The sequence below is a fragment of the Arthrobacter sp. 1088 genome, from assembly GCF_031455315.1.
Lineage (GTDB): Bacteria > Actinomycetota > Actinomycetes > Actinomycetales > Micrococcaceae > Arthrobacter.
The window spans coordinates 18,414-34,346 of sequence record NZ_JAVDSM010000008.1 but is presented as its reverse complement, the minus strand read 5'-3'; the positions used below and the strand labels follow the sequence as shown (position 1 = coordinate 34,346).

Below are 15,933 nucleotides of genomic sequence, written 5' to 3'. Positions count from 1 at the left end.
CGCAGTAACGAAATTAGATGCCGCGGTTATCCCACGTGGCGCGGAACCTCCATCTGGAAACCGCAGCGGCAATGGAGCACCTGCGTTTGCAGATAGACCTCGAACAGGCTCGGGCCGTCCGGGTCGTCGGTGCTACGGGGTGGCTCGATGATGCTCTCCGAGGGGCGTCCCAACGTCATGGGCTCGCCGCAATGCGTGCAGCTGAACCACAGGCCGGATGCGGACGTAGACAGGAATTCGGCTTGGATCTCCGGTACTAGTTCAACCAGGGGCACGGGGTGGGCGTAAAACGTATCGCACTCACTGCAGGTATAGCTGACTTCAACGATTTCGGACTGGTTTGGCTCTGCTTCTACGACGGTCTCAACAAAAATGTACGAATCAGTATTGCAAACAGTGCACCAAGGCCGTGTGGCGGTGTCAAAAGTTGCGGGTTTCGCCCCAACCATGGGTTTAGGGGCGGGAATAGGGGATCCAAGCGTCATTGCCATTCTCCTTTATGCACGTATCCACCGCGAGGTGGGTTCCGACAACATATTGAATCGCGTCGGGAGAAGCTGATTGCTCCTCGAGGAGGCCTGCATGGATGCACGCGGCGAGCCGGCCGATTGTGGCCACAGCTTAAGGTGCAGTTCTTGGACCATCTTGGATGGCTTCAGGTCATGAGTCTCCAAGGGCTATCTGCTTAACCCACCTATGAATGTAGTTCATCAGTGGCGGGCGTCACAAGTGTGCAAGGTCCGTCACACGTCCTAACGGTGGGATGGAAACTCCGGCGACAGCCCTTAGGGCTCAAAGTGCGCTACGGGAGCTTCGGCCGCCACAGCCTTGATGAGCTGCTCAGCCACGTCCCTGAGTTTTTGGTTGCGACCGTTGGAAGCCTTGGTGAGGATCCTGAAGGCCTCATCCTGGCTACAGCGGTTTTGGCCCATAATGATGCCGCAGGCCAAGTCGATCACTGTCCTGGACTGCATTGCCGCCTGAAGATCCTCGGCATGCTGCTGCTTGACGCCGATCCTCACGGCCAACCTCAATGAACGCTCGGCCTGGCTGGCGTACAACTCACAATTCCGGATTGTCTCGTCGTCGTAGACATTGGCCTTCGGGGCGAAGAAGTTCAGGGCTGCCGTAGCCCCCTCATCCAACTCCAGCGGGACGCAAAGGGCCGAAAGGTGCCCGCGTTCCGCGATGACAGTGCAGTACTCGGACCATCTTTCCTCGGTGGAGGTATCGGGCACATGCACCGTGGCATGGGTGCGCATGGCCTCCAGGCAGGGGCCATCGCCGTAAGCTTGCTGAACTTCATCGATCAGCCTCGCTTCATGGGTACTTCCGGCCACGGTTGCAGTGCGGCGGCGCCTGCTCAAAGTGATGCCGCACAGGACGTCCAGGCCTACGGCTTCGGAAACGGAGGCCGCGGAGAAGACGGCAAGATCATGCAGGAATCCCGCTACATCATCGCTGTCGATCACCAAGTCCTGAAGTTGTTCAGGCACCGAAACATCGTCAAGCGATGGGACAGTATCCGGCGGCGCTGGGACATCGTCCGGCACCGCAAAATCAACGTGCATTTCGTCCATGATTCAGTTTACGATCGTCCGGAGCCAACTCGTCACTCCCGGAAGAACAAGCTCCAGAATCCTTGCATCTGCCGTGCACCTATGTGCACAATCTAGCTAGAGTCCGCATTGGCGGACAGGCTTTACAGCTCATGCAGACGGGCACCCCGCATTAACAATGCAGAGGTAAATCCCATGTCGGCCCAGCCCGAGTCAAGAGTTCCCGACGAAGCCCACCAACCAGACGACCCCCTATGGTGTACACGCTGCAATACTGACCAACATTTGGTGGTGGATTCGATCCAATCGCACTATCCTCCCTCCCCCAACACGGTAGATGTGGCCTACGAATGCCACGCCTGCAATTACTCCTACGACCAGACCGCCACGGTACAAAGAGTGGCTGTCGTCCTGAACCGCCCCGGGGTTTCCCAGGGAGTACTGCAGTTCGGGGGCCAGTACTTGCATTGTGGGGAACCCATGAGGACCAGTAGTTGCGAGCTACGGCGGATCCAGGCCCCGCTTGTCCTGAAGCCTGGTGGCCAACTACGAATGTACGAGGTCATCATCAATACCCGCATCCTCCGCTGCCCGTGCGGCTTCCGCATGGAAATCCCGGACTAGATGCGGTAATCACGCCCCCTAGCAACGAAACCAGTTTTAACAGAGGTAGAGGAACAGGAAGGGAAAACATGCAGACGGATTCAAAGAAGGACGAGTCTCCAGTTACCGGCACTGATCACAGGCCGGTTAGAAAGCACAAGCTTCCGGATCCGCCGGACCCGGACAATCTTCCGATCGACTACCCAGGCTCCGGGTGGGACATCAGCAGGTACTCGCCCAGCGTCGCGCGCGAACTTCATCGGCGTGCCACGCACCTACGGGGCGTTTGACCTTGACTGACTTCCCGCCGGACCCTTCGCAACCGGATCCCACCCGGAAAGATCCCACCAGGGAACCGGGACCCACACCGGAGCCGGTTCCCTTGCCGGAACCAGGGCCTCCCCCGGTCCCGGACCCGACGCCGGGGCCAACAGTGCCGTCACCACCGGCGCCGCCGGGTCCCGGACAGCCGCCTGGACAGCCACCTCTTTAGGAGGTTTCCAACCCCATAGACCGGATCCTGGCAAATCCCCCAGTCAGGACCCGAAGGAGGGCATGCCGCACTACAGGGAGTGTGGCATGCCCTTTCGCGTGCCCGAAACTTTGGCGTGCCCGAATTTTGGCCTGCCCGTAGCCAGCCAGCCTCAACGCCCTACGAACAGCTAACCCCCCATCCAATCTTTGTTTATGTTGGTTTCTATTGACTTACCAACACAAACAAAGATAGAGTCAAGCAATTCCACATCGTTGTGACAGCAGTCACCTGATGGGCTGCACTGACAAATGGCTTTACCGCAATGGAGGGTAAGTGTTCGCTGAAGAGCGCCAACAACTGATCTCCGCACTCGTCGCAGAGCGCGGACGGGTGAGCGTCACTGACCTCGCCGACCGTTTCAGCATCACCACGGAAACCATCCGCCGTGATCTCGCAGCTCTCGAAGTTTCGGGGAGCCTGCGCCGCGTTCATGGTGGGGCTGTCCCCTCAGACCGCTTGAGTACCCGCGAGGAAAGCATCCTGGAGCGCGCCATCCAGCGCCAATCCGAGAAACACCGCATCGCAGCTGCCGCGCTCGCCCTGATTCCGGAACTCACCACGGGCAGCATCCTGCTGGACGCAGGCTCGACAACGGAAACCCTGGCAGACCTGCTCGCCCAGCGCACACCTGCAGCCAACGGCAACGAAGAACTCGTGGTCATCACCCACGCCATTCCCATTGCCGGCAAGCTGTCCTCCACAGCGGGCATCGCCCTTCAGATCCTGGGTGGCCGGGTACGCGGGCTGACCCAGGCCGCCGTCGGACAGTCCACAGTGGAGGCCGCTTTCAGGCTTCGTCCTGATATCGCCTTCGTCGGCGCAAACGGCATCCACGCCACCTTCGGGCTAAGTACGCCCGATCCTGAAGAAGCCGCGGTAAAAGCCGCCTTCGTTAAGTCAGCCCGCCGCGTTGTGGCTTTGGCCGATTCTTCCAAGCTGGACGCCGAGACATTGGTCCAGTTCGCCACCCTGAAGGATGTTGACACTTTGATTACAGACAGTGAACCCTCCGCTGAACTCAGCGCAGCCCTGGCCGAAGCCGGCGTTGACGTGGTGATCGCATGATCGTCACACTCACGGCCAACCCAAGCCTGGACCGCACGGTGGAGCTTCCGGCACCACTGGCCCGCGGCGAGGTACAACGTGCCGTCGCCGTCCACCAGGAGTCGGGCGGAAAAGGCGTCAACGTTTCCCGCGCCCTGGTGGCTTCCGGCCTCGAAACACTTGCCGTCCTTCCAGGCGCTGACTCGGATCCGGTACTTTCCGGACTGCACGACGCCGGCGTGCCGTTCGCTGCCCTGCCTATCGGTCAGGCGCTACGCAGCAACGTCACCCTCACCGAACCGGATGGCGTCACCACCAAGATCAACGAACCCGGCCCGGAGCTGAGCGACGAACAGCAGGAAGCCCTGATCGGGCTGCTGCTGGAGCGCTCCCGTGGCGCCAGCTGGGTGGTTCTCGCAGGCTCGCTCCCACCAGGAGTGCCCGCGGATTTCTACGCCACAATCGCTCGTCGACTCCGGTCGAACACTGATGGATCGGCCATCCCCGGCATCGCCATCGACTCTTCCGGGGCTCCGCTTGCGGCAGCTTTGAAAGGCGATGCCGCAGGAAAACCCGATCTCCTCAAGCCCAACGCCGAAGAGCTCGCAGAGCTCGCTGCCGCTGCCGGCTTCGCCATTGTCTCCACCGCCGAGGAACTGGAAGCCGACCCGGCACGAGCCGCCCAAGCTGCTGCCGCCGTCGTCGAAAGCGGTGTGGGCGCCGTTCTGGCAACACTCGGATCCAAGGGCGCAATCCTGGTGACGGCCGATGGGGCGTGGCTGGCCACGCATCCTCCCATCCAGGCCGTCAGCACGGTGGGCGCCGGGGATTCTGCACTGGCCGGCTACTTGCTGGCTGCTATCCAAGGCGGTTCCGCCCAGGACTGCCTTCGTCAGGCCGTGGCACATGGTGCCGCTGCTGCTTCGCTGCCGGGCTCCACTGTCCCTGCAGTCCACCAGACAACCCCCAACGCCGTAACCATCACGGCCCTCCAGAAGGACTAACAGTGACCCAGCTGATCACACCCCAATTGGTCATCCTCGACCAGAACCTGGGCGACTCCCCTGCCGACGTCATCCGCGTCCTGGCCGGCAAAGTCGCCGCTGCTGGCCGTGCTACCGAGGTTGAAGGGCTCTTCACTGATGCCTTCGCCCGCGAGCAGAAAACCGCTACCGGCGTCCCCGGCGGCATAGCGATTCCGCACTGCCGCTCGGCCGAAGTCACCGAGCCCGCCCTTGCCATGGCCCGCCTGTCCCACAAGGTGGACTTCGGCGCCAAGGACGGCCCGGCGGACCTCATCTTCTTCATTGCCGCCCCGGACGGCGCTGACCAGGAGCACCTGAAGCTGCTCTCCAAGCTGGCCCGCTCCCTCATCAAGAAGGACTTCACGGCAGCGTTGCGCGCGGCAGCCACTGAGCAGGACATCGTGGACCTCGTTGATGGGGCCTTGGCGGACAAGCCCGCTGCAGCTGCTCCGGCCACCGAAGCTGCTGCAGCACCCGCTGCCGCTGGGGCCACTGCCGGATCAACCACGACGGCGGCTGCCGGACCCAAGCGCATCGTCGCCGTTACAGCGTGCCCCACCGGCATCGCCCACACCTACATGGCTGCTGACTCACTGGTTGCCGCTGCCCAGGAAATGGGCGTGGATCTCCAGGTTGAGACGCAGGGTTCCTCCGGGGCCAAGCCGCTGGATCCGGCCATCATTGCCGCTGCTGACGCAGTGATTTTCGCTGTCGACGTGGACGTCCGTGGCAAGGAGCGCTTCGCCGGCAAGCCGGTCATCAACGCTCCGGTTAAGCGCGGCATCGATGAACCCACCAAGATGGTCCAGGAAGCGTTGGCTGCTGCGGATGACCCGCACGCCCGCCGCGTCCCGCACTTCGGTGCCGAAGAGCAGGCCGAGCGTGCTGCTGAGGAAAAGGGCGAGCACATCGGCCAGAAGCTCAAGCGCGCACTCCTCACTGGTGTTTCGTACATGATCCCGTTCGTCGCCGGTGGCGGCCTGCTGATTGCGATCGGCTTCCTGCTTGGCGGTTACGAAATCACCGGCTTCGCTGACAAGATGCTGGTTGAGAACAGCATCTTTAACCTGCCCACCGAGTTCCCGGACAACGCCTGGGGTCCGCTCGGCGCCTACATCGGTGCTGTGCTGTTCAAGATCGGCGCACTGTCCCTCGGATTCCTGGTTCCCGCGCTGGCCGGCTACATCGCCTACGCCATCGCTGACCGTCCCGGCATTGCCCCCGGTTTTGTTGCCGGCGCTGTATCCGGGTTCATGGGCGCAGGCTTCCTCGGGGCCATTGTTGGCGGTCTGCTGGCCGGCTACATCGCCTTCCAGATCGGCAAACTCGATGTTCCCCGCTGGCTGCGTGGCCTGATGCCTGTGGTCATTATTCCGTTGCTCGCCTCCCTGGTGGCCTCCGGCCTGATGTTCCTGATCCTTGGTGCTCCGATCGTGGCACTGACCAAGGCACTGAACACCGGCCTTTCGGGCCTCACCGGCGCAGGCGCAATCGTCCTCGGCATCATCCTGGGCCTCATGATGTGCTTCGACCTTGGTGGTCCTGTCAACAAGGTTGCGTACTCCTTCGCTGTTGCGGGCCTCGGCACGGCAACGGTGGCAAACCAGGCACCGTGGCAGATCATGGCCGCCGTGATGGCAGCGGGCATGGTTCCGCCGCTCGCCATGGCCCTGGCTACCGTGCTGGATAAGAAGCTGTTCTCCTTGGCTGAGCGCGAAAACGGAAAGGCCGCCTGGCTTCTGGGCGCATCCTTCATCTCCGAGGGCGCCATCCCGTTCGCAGCTGCTGACCCGCTTCGCGTCATCCCCGCCAGCATGGTGGGGGGCGCCGTAACCGGTGCCCTGTCCATGGCCTTCGCGGTCACGTCCAAAGCTCCGCACGGTGGCATCTTCGTGTTCTTCGCAATCGACAACTTCCTGTTGTTCTTCCTGTCGATCGCTGTCGGTGTGGTCATCACCGCGCTCCTTGTAATTGCCCTCAAGCGCTGGGCTGTCCGCAAGCCGGTTGAGGCCGAGGCAGTTCCCGTCCCAGCAGGCGTGTAAGTCCCGGCAGGCGTGTAGGCGCCGGCAGATAACCCGTCAGCCCAACAGCACCCAAGCAATCAGAGGACCAGATACATGCAGACCTTCTCAGGCGTAGGCGTAGCTCCCGGGCGCGTCCTGGCACCGGTAAAGCAGATGCCGAAACCGGTCCAGGAGCCGCACCCGAACGTCAACATTCCTGCCGACGTCACGGTTGAATCGCAGGGGCAGCGCATCAAGGACGCTGCCAAGGCGGTTCAGGCTGAACTGAGGGCCCGTGCGGCTACGGCCAACGGAGAAGGCAAGGAAGTCCTGGAAGCAACGGCTTTGATGGCCGCCGACCCCATGCTGGTGAAATCGGCCATCAAGCTGTTGTCTCCTGAGGCTCCAGGTGGTGCACGGACTGCTGAACGTGCAATCTGGGAGGCTGGCGGAACGGTGGCTGAGACCCTCAAGGGCCTGGGCGGGTACATGGCCGAGCGCGTGGCGGATGTCCTGGACGTCCGGGCACGCATAGTGTCTGAGCTCCGGGGCCTGCCGGCACCGGGGATCCCGGCCTCCGATGTACCGTTCATCCTGGCGGCTGAGGACCTGGCACCTGCTGATACTGCCACGCTGGACCCATCCAAGGTAGTCGCGCTGATTACCTCCAGCGGCGGGCCGCAGTCGCATACAGCCATCCTTGCCCGTGCTCTCGGCTTGCCCGCCGTCGTAGCCGCGCTGGGCGTGGACGAGATTGCGGATGGCACCGAGGTCTATGTGGACGGCGCCGCGGGCACCATCACAGTTGAGCCCGGTGAAGACCTGCGGTTGGCTGCCAAGGCGTGGGCCACCCAGGCTTCCACGCTGGCGGCCTTCAGCGGGAACAACACCATGGCCGACGGTTTCCGCGTGCCGTTGTTGGCAAACGTTGGCACGGGTGCGGATGCGGTCAAAGCGGCCGACGCCGGCGCCGAGGGCGTTGGACTTCTGCGGACGGAATTCTGCTTCCTGGACCGCGACGACGAACCCACTGTGGAGGAACAGATCGCGGCTTACGGAGCCGTTTTTGCAGCCTTCCCGGGTAAGAAAGTTGTGGTCAGGACCCTGGACGCGGGCGCGGACAAGCCGCTGCCGTTCCTCACCAACGCCGACGAACCGAACCCCGCACTCGGTGTCCGCGGATACCGCACGGACCTCACGTCCCCCGGCGTCCTCGAACGGCAGCTCGAGGCCATCGCCGCGGCCGAAGCAGCCAACAACGCCGAGGTCTGGGTCATGGCGCCCATGATCTCGACGGCGGACGAGGCCGCGCGGTTCGCAACGCTTTGCGCCGCCGCCGGGCTCAAAACCCCGGGTGTCATGGTGGAGGTTCCGTCGGCAGCGCTGACCGCCGCCACCGTTCTGCGCGAAGTGAGCTTCGCGTCCCTTGGCACCAACGATCTCACGCAGTACGCCATGGCAGCAGACCGCCAGCTTGGGCCGCTCGCCACCCTGAACGATCCGTGGCAGCCTGCAGTCCTGCAGTTGGTCAAACTAACGGCCGACGGCGCCGCGCAGGTCAGCGGCGAAAGCGGCACGGCCAAGCCGGTTGGCGTCTGCGGTGAGGCAGCAGCGGACCCGGCACTCGCCGTCGTACTCGTTGGACTTGGCGTGGCGACGCTGTCGATGAGTGCCCGGGCGCTTGCCGCCGTCGCGACCGTGCTTGCCACTGTGACTGTTGCCCAGGCGCAACAGCTGGCAGCGATTGCCTTGACGGCCCCCAACGCAGCCGCGGCACGCAGCGCGGTCCGGGCCCAGATTCCCATCCTGAACGAGCTCGGCCTCTAGACTTCCCACAACCACCCACATCAAAGGAGCACCAATGCCTGAACGTACCGCCACCATCGCAAGCCGCGTCGGCCTCCACGCCCGCCCGGCAGCCATCTTCGCTGAAGCCGCAGGCGACCTTGACCTTGAGGTCACCATCGCCCGCGAAGGCGAGCCTGCGGATGACGCCATGGACGCAGCGAGCATCCTGTCCCTCATGAGCCTGGGCGCCTCCCACGGCGACGTCGTAGTGCTGCGTGCCGAAGGCGAAGGGGCAGAAGCAGCCCTGGACAGCCTGGTGAAGATCCTCGAAACGGACCACGACGCCGAGTAGGACCGCTAAACCCCTCAGCGACACGGAAAAGACCTGAAGACACCCGGATTTGGGTGGCTTCAGGCCTTTTTTGTGTCCTGGACCGGAAGACCCTGGCTCTGCTTGCCAATGACGAAGGCTGCAATCGAGGCCTCAGTGGGCTTCACGTCCTGCAATTCCCCGGACAGATAGGCCTCCACGATCCTGGGGTCCACGTAGGAAGTTCGCGCCACGGTGGGGGTGTTGCCCAGCAGTTGGGCAGCGTCCTTCATGGCCTTCACCAAAGCCTGGGGCCGCGTCATGGTGCCTTCGGACTTCAACAAGGACAGGGCTGCCGCCGCGGTCCCCTTCCAAGTACGGAAATCCTTGGAGGTGTAGGCCGCTCCGGCAATTCCGCGGAGGTACTCGTTGATCATGGCAGCGTCTACCGAAACCCATGAACCATCTGACCGGTAGGCCAGCAACCGTTCCTCGCCGGGCCGGCGGGCCAGCGGCTCCAGGAAAGCTGCCAGCGCGGGATCCTGGATGGAGATGTCCCACCACTGCCCGCTCTTGCCCGGGAACTTCAGGCCCACGGCATTGTCCTTGATTCTCGCGTGCCGGCACCTGAGCGTGGTGAGTCCGTAGGAGCCGTTCTGACGCATGTAGCTTTCAGAGCCCACGCGGAGAGCGCCCAGATCCATGAGACGCACGGCTGCGGCCAGGGTCTGCTGCCTGGGAGACAAGGTGTCTTTCAAGTGCAGTGTGACAGTCCTGCGTACGCCAGGAAGCACCGAGCCCAATTCCGTGGCCCGCTGGAACTTCTCGGTGTCTTTACGTTCGCGCCACCGAGGGTGGTAGATGTATTGGCTTCGACCCGCCGCGTCCACACCCGTGGCCTGGATGTGTCCATTGATGTCGGGACTGATCCACACCTCGGTCCACGCAGGCGGGATCGCCAGCGCATTAATGCGCTGGCGATCCTCTTGGCTTACCAGGCTCCCGTCGGGAAACCTGTAACTGAACCCTTTGCCGGCCCTGCGGCGTTCAATACCGGGCTTGGAAAGGTCACTTCGCCGAAGCCTTGGCATTTTCAGTGATCGAGTTCAGGGGTGGGCTAGGCTTCGTCGGGATCCGTGACTGCGGCTCCAGCGCTCATGACCTCGGCGTTGATCATCCATACAAGCTGCTCCAGGCGGGCGATGAATTCGTGCAGCAGGTCCGCCGTTGTGGGATCTTCTTCGTCCACCTCGTCATGGACGTCCCGCATGGTCTGGACGGTCCGCTCCACACGCTCGGTGACCAGCTTGACTGCGTTCTTGGTGTTGACCAGCCCGCCAGGGAACTCTTCAAGGCGGGTGCCGGCGGAGATGGTCCCGCTCCGGCCATCGGGCAAGGCGTGAAGGGCCCTCATCCGTTCGGCGGTGTCATCCGCGAATTGACGGGTTGCCGCAACGAGTTCGTCCAGCTGGAGGTGGAGGTCACGGAAGTTCGGACCGACGATGTTCCAGTGCGCCTGCTTGCCCTGGAGTTGTAGCTCGATCAGGTCTGTCAGGACGATTTGAAGGTTGTCTGCAAGCTGCTGTGACGCTTTCATGTTTTCCTCTCCTTGGACGGTCGGTGCAAGCGAAAAACCCTGGTGTCGAATTCCTTCGATGTGGGTCATTCATCAAGTGGCGACTTCAATAACTCTTTCATAAGGTTGCTTAGTAGTACAATGAAGAGTGTTGCTGTTCACATCTGGCGAACTTCACCCCTCGGTGAGGGCCGGAAGTGGTAGCGATAAAAAGTACTTGGAGGCGGTGGAACGCTCCCAAGTAACCGTAGAAGTAAATAGGAATGCATAGTCAGGAATCCAAAGATTCTTTGCGGATTCCCCCAGAAAGGAATGTGCTGACCATGAACACGCTTCTGATCATTGCTGGTGTAGTTGCAATTGTCCTTCTCTTGGTGGGCGGCTTCTCGCAGGCCCTGAACTGGCTGCTGTGGGTAGGCGTCGTCCTCCTCGTTATCGCAGCTATCGGCTGGTTGCTCAGCTTCATGTCAGGCCGCAGGGGACACACGGTATAGAGCGCGCACCGCGACAATGACCCGCACCGGCCAAGGACTTTGGTCGGCCTGCCGATGAATACCGTGGAACGTGAGGACTGTCCCACTGCAGGCGAACTGCAAGCAGGGGCAGTCCTCCGGCGCATCCGGCACCCGGATACAGGCTCCGGAACGGGCGCTTTAGCCGCCATGTTCGCATGAAACGCAGTGTTTTACCCGCCCGTACTGGGAGGAGGTGCCACGTCAGGATCCCGCGGAGTAGGGAATTCGTCCGGCGACTCCGGAACGGGAGAAGTATCCGGGTCTTCCGGAGTGGGCCTCCCCTCAGGTGGCTCCCCCGGCCCGGGAGGCGTACCCGGCGATGGCCGCTCGGGTGTTTCACGCTCCGATCCCTGTCCTGGCAGTTCCTGCTCAGGCGTTGGTGTGCCATAGCCGCCGGCAGCGTCTTCAGGGTCAACGCGGTGTTCGTCCTGACTCATTTCTTCCTCCTTGGAAATCCTTTGAGGCCCCAAAAATTGTTCGAGGAATGCTGACAGTTCGACCGTAGTCCGGTGTAGTGTCGGCGTCCACCAATACCTATCTGGAGGTGTACGAATGGTAGAGCCGGAGCAGGTTCCCAGGACCGGCAGGAACGAATCCGTTGAAGAACGGATGGACCGCAACTGGATGGAGCTGATCCAGGAACTGCGGGTGCTCCAGACCGGCGTCCAGATCCTGGGAGGCTTCCTGCTGACCTTGCCCTTCCAAGCGCGCTTTGAGCACCTGGACGAGTGGCAACGCGGACTCTACCTCTTCAATGTCATGGCAGCGGCCCTGACAACTGCTTTGATCCTTCTTCCGGTCAGCGTGCATCGCCGCCTTTTCCGCCGGGGACTCAAAGCCACTCTCGTCTCCAGCGCCGATGCCATCACCAAATGGGCCTTGGGCGGCGTAGCCATCCTGATTGTGGGTTCGGCCACCCTGGTCTTCGATGTCACCGCCGGCCGAACAGCAGCCCTGATTGCCGGTGGCTTCATCGTCCTGGTCCTGCTGCTACTCGTTGTGGGCATGCCCATATGGCTGCAGCGGCGGGCCCTGCAAAACGGGAACGGCAAGAGCGGAAATGCACCGTGAGCAAAAGGCACATCAATACGCGAAAGGAAGCGCACCATGCCTGGAAAGAAGAATTCGAGTCTGAAGGACCCGAAGTTATATGAAGAACTCCGCGACGAGGGCGCGTCCAAGGAAAAAGCGGCCCGCGTATCCAATGCTGCGGCCAAGCAGGGACGCAAGGAAGTAGGCCGCAAGGGAGGCAAGTCCGGCGACTACGACGATTGGACTGTGGACAAACTGAAGTCCCGCGCCAAGGAACTCGGAATCAAGGGCTACTCCGGCAAGAAGAAGTCCGAGATCATTTCAATGCTGCGGAACCACTGATATTCAACAAGAAAACAGTGTAGGCCGTTCATCATCACCGGCCGACGCTGCTTCCTCATTAGTCGGTGAGCCGTATTAGTCGGTGAGCCGCGGGGCAGGCCGTAACCTTTTGAGCCAGGTTTCAGTCTGCGCAATATGTGCTGCCATCGCAGTCGCAGCCAAAGTGGGGTTTCGCTGGGCAATGGCCTCCAGGATCGCAGCGTGGCCGGCCGTGCTCCCCTCACGCACAGTGGTGCCCTCATCGCCGTCGAAAATATGGAAGTGGCCCCCACGCGAGCGGAAAAGGCGAACCAAGCCGGCCAGAGTGGCGTTACCGCTTGAGCGGCAGATTTCCTCGTGGAACTGCGAATCCAGTTCAGAATATTCGGAAGGGTCGTCCGTGCTTTCCATGCCGGCCACCAGGGCGGTCAGGGTAGCCAAGGCGGCAGGTGTGGCATTTGCGGCGGCTGCGGACGCAGCGTGCGACTCCATCAATCGTCGGATCTCGAAGAGCTCCAAAAGGCCGTCCAAGGGAAGCAAGTCGACCAGCAGCGCGAAGTTCTGAAGGATGACCGTGGGTTCCAAAGAGGAGATATAGGTCCCTGAACCGTGCCGCGACTCCATGATTCCGAGTGCTGACATGGCGCGGACAGCTTCCCGCAGGGAGCTCCGTGAGACTCCAAGCTGGGCGCACAGCTCCGCTTCGGGAGGGCATTTCTGCCCGGGCAGCAGTTCGCCGGAGGCGATCTTGTTTCGCAGGCCCTGCATGGCCGTTTCCACTGCACTCAATTAGCCGCCTCCTCCAGACTCGGTCCACGCTACAGCACCTGCGCAGGTGCGTAGTGATATGACATCTTGTCAGACTTCACATCGCAAGACATCTTATCTCTTACTGCCATACGTGGCTGTTTTGCGCATAGATTCGCGGATTTGCCGAAAGTCATCTTATGTCTTCCGAAAGTTGTCTGTTGTCTTGGCGGAATGTGTGAGGTAACTTACAGACAGTCCCGCCTCTCCGAGCAAGAAGGCCTCTGTGTACACAGCCAGCAACCTCACGGCTCCCCGTCCCATGATGACCCCGGACGGCGAGCCTTCCTCCTCCGACTGGAGCCTCACTCCCACCAAGGTCCACCTGAATCACGGCTCATATGGTTCCGTTCCTCGCGCGGCGCAGGAATTCCAGCTGGAGCTCAAGGCCCGCATGGAAGCAAACCCTTGTACGTGGTTCATGGGGCAGTACAACGCGGTGGCGGCAGCGCGTACGGAAGTTGCCGCATTCCTCGGAGTCGATGCCGCGCATATGGCACTGGTCCAGAATGCCAGCGCCGGGGTCAGTGCCGTTTATAACTCACTGGAGTTTGCACCTGGCTCAGAAATCGTGATGACGAACCACGCCTACGGAGCCGTACTGCACGGGGCTTACCGGGTGGCCCGGAGACACGGCGCTCGGGTCCGAATCGCGGAAGTGCCGCTGGATGCGGATGCCGTGACCGCAATCGCCCTTGTCATGGCAGAAGTCAGCAACAAGACGGCCCTCATCGTGGTGGACCAAATCACCTCGGCAACAGCCCGGGCATTTCCCGTAGAGGCCATCGCCGAGGCAGCATCTGCCATGGGCATTCCCGTGCTCGTGGACGGAGCGCATGCGCCGGGGATCCTGGAATCGCCCGTGCCCGACTTTGACGGGTTCTGGGTTGGCAATCTGCACAAGTTTGCTTGCGCTCCGAGGGGTACGGCCGCCCTCGTAGCCCGTGGTGCACACGCCAGCAAGCTAACCCCGCTCATTGACTCGTGGGGCTTTCCCCACAGCTTCCCGGAGAACTTCGACCACGTCGGAACCCAGGATGTTACGTCCTGGATGGCCGCACGCACGTCGTTCGACACCATCGCGCAACGGTACGGCTGGGGAACTTTTCGCAGCTACGCCAATGCCCTTTGCGACTACGGCGAGTCCCTTATTGGCCATGCCTTTGCCGACTTCACAGGGCAGGACCACACAGTAGACGTCGGCATGCCGGTTGGGCCGCTGCGCTTGATCCGCTTGCCGCATGGCCTTGCCACTTCGCACGAGGATTCGCACACTGTGCGGGCTTTCATCTCGGACGAGCTGGACATCGAAACAGCGGTGACCACCTATGACGGTGAGGGCTTCCTGCGACTTTCCGCCCACCTCTATAACTCGCCCACGGACTTCGAGATTTTCGCCGCGAAAGCCGTACCTGAACTTGTGCGGCTCGCCCGATCCCTCTAGACAGCACCACCTGCGCCGCGCAACCGGCGCATGGATTGCCCACCTCAACCAAATAAACGGAGGACCCACGTGAAATCCAGAATAATGGCGTCTGCGGCAGCAGGCCTGGCGGCTGTTCTTGCACTTGCCGGATGCGGCGGCGGCCAGAATGCTGCCGATGGCAAAGTCACCTTGAAGATGGTGGAGAGCCTGACCAATCCCACCAGGACAGAAACCCTGAAGAAGCTGATTTCAGGCTTCGAGCGTGAAAACCCGGACATCAAAGTCGACCTCATTTCGCCTCCCACCGATCAGGCTGATCAGAAGATCCAACAGATGCTCCAGTCCGGCAAGGGGATCGACGTCGTGGAAGCGCGTGACATCACGGTGGGATCCTTCGGAGCCAACAATTGGCTCTATGACATGACCAAGGACCTGGACGGCTGGGATGGCTGGAACAACCTGACGGAAAACGCGGTCACGTACTCCAAGCAGAACGGCAGAACCTACTACATCCCTTACGGCTTCTACGGTCTTTCCCTGTTCTACCGCTCCGACCTCGTCAAGGACGCCGGGTTCGACGGTCCTCCCAGCAGCTGGTCAGAGATGGTGGAACAGGCCGCAGCCCTGAACAAGCCATCGGAGAACAAGTTCGGATATGCGTTCCGCGGGGGCACCAATGCAAACTCCAACGCCGTGGCCATCATTGAGGCCTATGTAGCTGACGAGATCGACCGTGAGAACGCCTTCAAGCTCACGAGTGGCAAAACGATCTTCTCGTCCCCCAAGGCCCAGGAGGCGATGGACCTCTACATCGACCTCTTCAAGAAGGGATCACCGCCGTCGTCCGTGGCATGGGGCTACCCGGAGATGGTCCAGGGCTTCAGCAACGGCTCCACTGCCTTCCTGCTGCAGGACCCGGAGGTCATCGCCACGGTCAAGGAATCGCAGTCCATCAAGGAAGACCAGTGGAACGTTGCTCCCCTGCTGGTGGGCCCGGACGGCAAAGCAGTGCAGCCCGTAGCCTCCGCTGGCTGGGGTATCGCGGAGTCGTCAAAATCCAAGCCGGAGGCAGTCAAGCTCATCAAGTACTTGGCGCAGGGAGACGCCGCCACCACCTTCAGCAAGGACAACAGCCTCGTCCCCATCCTGAAATCCGCAGCACAAGACAGCTTCTACAGCACCGGTCCCTGGGCTGCCTACGTCAAGATGACCGAGAACCCGGACACGTACGTTTCCGCGATCCAACCCCGCAGTGTGTCGTGGTGGACGGAATGGATCAAGAAGTCCGACGGCGAACTGCAGCGGGTGCTCACGGGGCAGATGTCCACGGCCGAGCTGCTGGCAAGCTGGGACACGTATTGGACCGAAAAGATGAAGGGATAGCTTCCG

General features: G+C 61.7%; 18 protein-coding genes. 12 read left to right on the top strand and 6 right to left on the bottom strand.

Going from position 1 to position 15,933, the window contains the following annotated elements:
* Positions 1-26 precede the first annotated feature (26 nt).
* Both J2Y41_RS13775 and J2Y41_RS13770 read right to left on the bottom strand, forming a co-directional pair.
* Positions 27-485 (bottom strand): hypothetical protein, encoded by a 459-nt coding sequence (locus J2Y41_RS13775; protein WP_224094801.1) that lies wholly within the window; start codon positions 483-485, stop codon positions 27-29.
* A gap of 300 nt (positions 486-785) precedes the next feature.
* Entirely contained in the window at positions 786-1,580 is a 795-nt protein-coding gene (locus J2Y41_RS13770) for a GAF and ANTAR domain-containing protein (protein ID WP_309929233.1), read from the bottom strand.
* 270 nt (positions 1,581-1,850) lie between these two features.
* Here J2Y41_RS13770 and J2Y41_RS13765 point away from each other — a divergent pair, with 270 nt between their 5' ends.
* The 7 genes from J2Y41_RS13765 (at position 1,851) to J2Y41_RS13735 (ending at position 8,909) form a co-directional block, all read left to right on the top strand.
* Positions 1,851-2,183, top strand: a complete 333-nt coding sequence (locus J2Y41_RS13765; protein ID WP_224094797.1) for a hypothetical protein — start codon at positions 1,851-1,853, stop codon at positions 2,181-2,183.
* 68 nt (positions 2,184-2,251) lie between these two features.
* On the top strand, positions 2,252-2,452 hold the full coding sequence (locus J2Y41_RS13760; protein WP_309929230.1) for a hypothetical protein: 201 nt from the start codon (positions 2,252-2,254) through the stop codon (positions 2,450-2,452).
* 518 nt (positions 2,453-2,970) lie between these two features.
* Complete coding sequence (locus J2Y41_RS13755) at positions 2,971-3,762, top strand: DeoR/GlpR family DNA-binding transcription regulator (RefSeq protein ID WP_224094793.1); 792 nt, start codon at positions 2,971-2,973, stop codon at positions 3,760-3,762.
* Positions 3,759-4,745 (top strand): 1-phosphofructokinase family hexose kinase, encoded by a 987-nt coding sequence (locus J2Y41_RS13750; protein ID WP_224094790.1) that lies wholly within the window; start codon positions 3,759-3,761, stop codon positions 4,743-4,745. Before J2Y41_RS13755 ends, J2Y41_RS13750 begins: the two co-directional genes overlap by 4 nt.
* Positions 4,746-4,747: 2 nt before the next feature.
* The gene (locus tag J2Y41_RS13745) at positions 4,748-6,808 is read left to right on the top strand and encodes a fructose-specific PTS transporter subunit EIIC (RefSeq protein ID WP_309929226.1); all 2,061 of its coding nucleotides are present in this window, start codon (positions 4,748-4,750) and stop codon (positions 6,806-6,808) included.
* Positions 6,809-6,883: 75 nt separating this feature from the next.
* On the top strand, positions 6,884-8,596 hold the full coding sequence (gene ptsP / locus J2Y41_RS13740) for a phosphoenolpyruvate--protein phosphotransferase (RefSeq protein WP_309929223.1): 1,713 nt from the start codon (positions 6,884-6,886) through the stop codon (positions 8,594-8,596).
* Between the two features lie 34 nt (positions 8,597-8,630).
* Positions 8,631-8,909 (top strand): HPr family phosphocarrier protein, encoded by a 279-nt coding sequence (locus J2Y41_RS13735; protein WP_223935423.1) that lies wholly within the window; start codon positions 8,631-8,633, stop codon positions 8,907-8,909.
* Positions 8,910-8,968: 59 nt separating this feature from the next.
* Here J2Y41_RS13735 and J2Y41_RS13730 read toward each other — a convergent pair whose 3' ends face one another.
* Positions 8,969-9,958, bottom strand: coding sequence for a DNA topoisomerase IB (locus tag J2Y41_RS13730; protein WP_309929215.1), 990 nt, complete (start codon positions 9,956-9,958; stop codon positions 8,969-8,971).
* 26 nt (positions 9,959-9,984) lie between these two features.
* Positions 9,985-10,464 (bottom strand): Dps family protein, encoded by a 480-nt coding sequence (locus J2Y41_RS13725; RefSeq protein WP_224094784.1) that lies wholly within the window; start codon positions 10,462-10,464, stop codon positions 9,985-9,987.
* Between the two features lie 302 nt (positions 10,465-10,766).
* On the opposite strand from J2Y41_RS13725, the gene J2Y41_RS13720 reads away from it, so the two are divergent.
* Positions 10,767-10,937 carry a hypothetical protein gene (locus J2Y41_RS13720; protein ID WP_018778938.1) on the top strand — a complete coding sequence of 57 codons (171 nt, stop codon included), beginning with the start codon at positions 10,767-10,769 and terminating at the stop codon, positions 10,935-10,937.
* A gap of 191 nt (positions 10,938-11,128) precedes the next feature.
* On the opposite strand, the gene J2Y41_RS13715 is transcribed toward J2Y41_RS13720, so the two are convergent.
* The gene (locus J2Y41_RS13715; protein WP_224094781.1) at positions 11,129-11,395 is read right to left on the bottom strand and encodes a hypothetical protein; all 267 of its coding nucleotides are present in this window, start codon (positions 11,393-11,395) and stop codon (positions 11,129-11,131) included.
* A 115-nt stretch (positions 11,396-11,510) separates the two neighbouring features.
* Between J2Y41_RS13715 and J2Y41_RS13710 the strand changes: the two genes are divergently transcribed.
* The gene (locus J2Y41_RS13710; protein WP_224166073.1) at positions 11,511-12,029 is read left to right on the top strand and encodes a DUF6328 family protein; all 519 of its coding nucleotides are present in this window, start codon (positions 11,511-11,513) and stop codon (positions 12,027-12,029) included.
* Between the two features lie 36 nt (positions 12,030-12,065).
* A complete protein-coding gene (locus tag J2Y41_RS13705) occupies positions 12,066-12,332 on the top strand; it encodes a Rho termination factor N-terminal domain-containing protein (RefSeq protein ID WP_224094779.1) in 267 nt (88 codons plus the stop codon).
* 75 nt (positions 12,333-12,407) lie between these two features.
* Here J2Y41_RS13705 and J2Y41_RS13700 read toward each other — a convergent pair whose 3' ends face one another.
* Positions 12,408-13,091 (bottom strand): FCD domain-containing protein, encoded by a 684-nt coding sequence (locus tag J2Y41_RS13700; RefSeq protein WP_309929628.1) that lies wholly within the window; start codon positions 13,089-13,091, stop codon positions 12,408-12,410.
* A 253-nt stretch (positions 13,092-13,344) separates the two neighbouring features.
* On the opposite strand from J2Y41_RS13700, the gene J2Y41_RS13695 reads away from it, so the two are divergent.
* Positions 13,345-14,562 carry an aminotransferase class V-fold PLP-dependent enzyme gene (locus tag J2Y41_RS13695; RefSeq protein WP_309929202.1) on the top strand — a complete coding sequence of 406 codons (1,218 nt, stop codon included), beginning with the start codon at positions 13,345-13,347 and terminating at the stop codon, positions 14,560-14,562.
* A gap of 69 nt (positions 14,563-14,631) precedes the next feature.
* Complete coding sequence (locus J2Y41_RS13690) at positions 14,632-15,927, top strand: sugar ABC transporter substrate-binding protein (RefSeq protein WP_309929199.1); 1,296 nt, start codon at positions 14,632-14,634, stop codon at positions 15,925-15,927.
* Positions 15,928-15,933 lie beyond the last annotated feature (6 nt).

Bases quoted from the DNA above. Each gene is read 5' to 3' on its own strand.
- J2Y41_RS13775 (WP_224094801.1), bottom strand. From the start codon at position 485: ATGACGCTTGGATCCCCTATTCCCGCCCCTAAACCCATGGTTGGGGCG.
- J2Y41_RS13770 (WP_309929233.1), bottom strand. From the start codon at position 1,580: ATGGACGAAATGCACGTTGATTTTGCGGTGCCGGACGATGTCCCAGCG.
- J2Y41_RS13760 (WP_309929230.1), top strand. From the start codon at position 2,252: ATGCAGACGGATTCAAAGAAGGACGAGTCTCCAGTTACCGGCACTGAT.
- J2Y41_RS13750 (WP_224094790.1), top strand. From the start codon at position 3,759: ATGATCGTCACACTCACGGCCAACCCAAGCCTGGACCGCACGGTGGAG.
- ptsP (WP_309929223.1), top strand. From the start codon at position 6,884: ATGCAGACCTTCTCAGGCGTAGGCGTAGCTCCCGGGCGCGTCCTGGCA.
- J2Y41_RS13735 (WP_223935423.1), top strand. From the start codon at position 8,631: ATGCCTGAACGTACCGCCACCATCGCAAGCCGCGTCGGCCTCCACGCC.
- J2Y41_RS13730 (WP_309929215.1), bottom strand. From the start codon at position 9,958: ATGCCAAGGCTTCGGCGAAGTGACCTTTCCAAGCCCGGTATTGAACGC.
- J2Y41_RS13725 (WP_224094784.1), bottom strand. From the start codon at position 10,464: ATGAAAGCGTCACAGCAGCTTGCAGACAACCTTCAAATCGTCCTGACA.
- J2Y41_RS13720 (WP_018778938.1), top strand. From the start codon at position 10,767: ATGAACACGCTTCTGATCATTGCTGGTGTAGTTGCAATTGTCCTTCTC.
- J2Y41_RS13715 (WP_224094781.1), bottom strand. From the start codon at position 11,395: ATGAGTCAGGACGAACACCGCGTTGACCCTGAAGACGCTGCCGGCGGC.
- J2Y41_RS13710 (WP_224166073.1), top strand. From the start codon at position 11,511: ATGGTAGAGCCGGAGCAGGTTCCCAGGACCGGCAGGAACGAATCCGTT.
- J2Y41_RS13705 (WP_224094779.1), top strand. From the start codon at position 12,066: ATGCCTGGAAAGAAGAATTCGAGTCTGAAGGACCCGAAGTTATATGAA.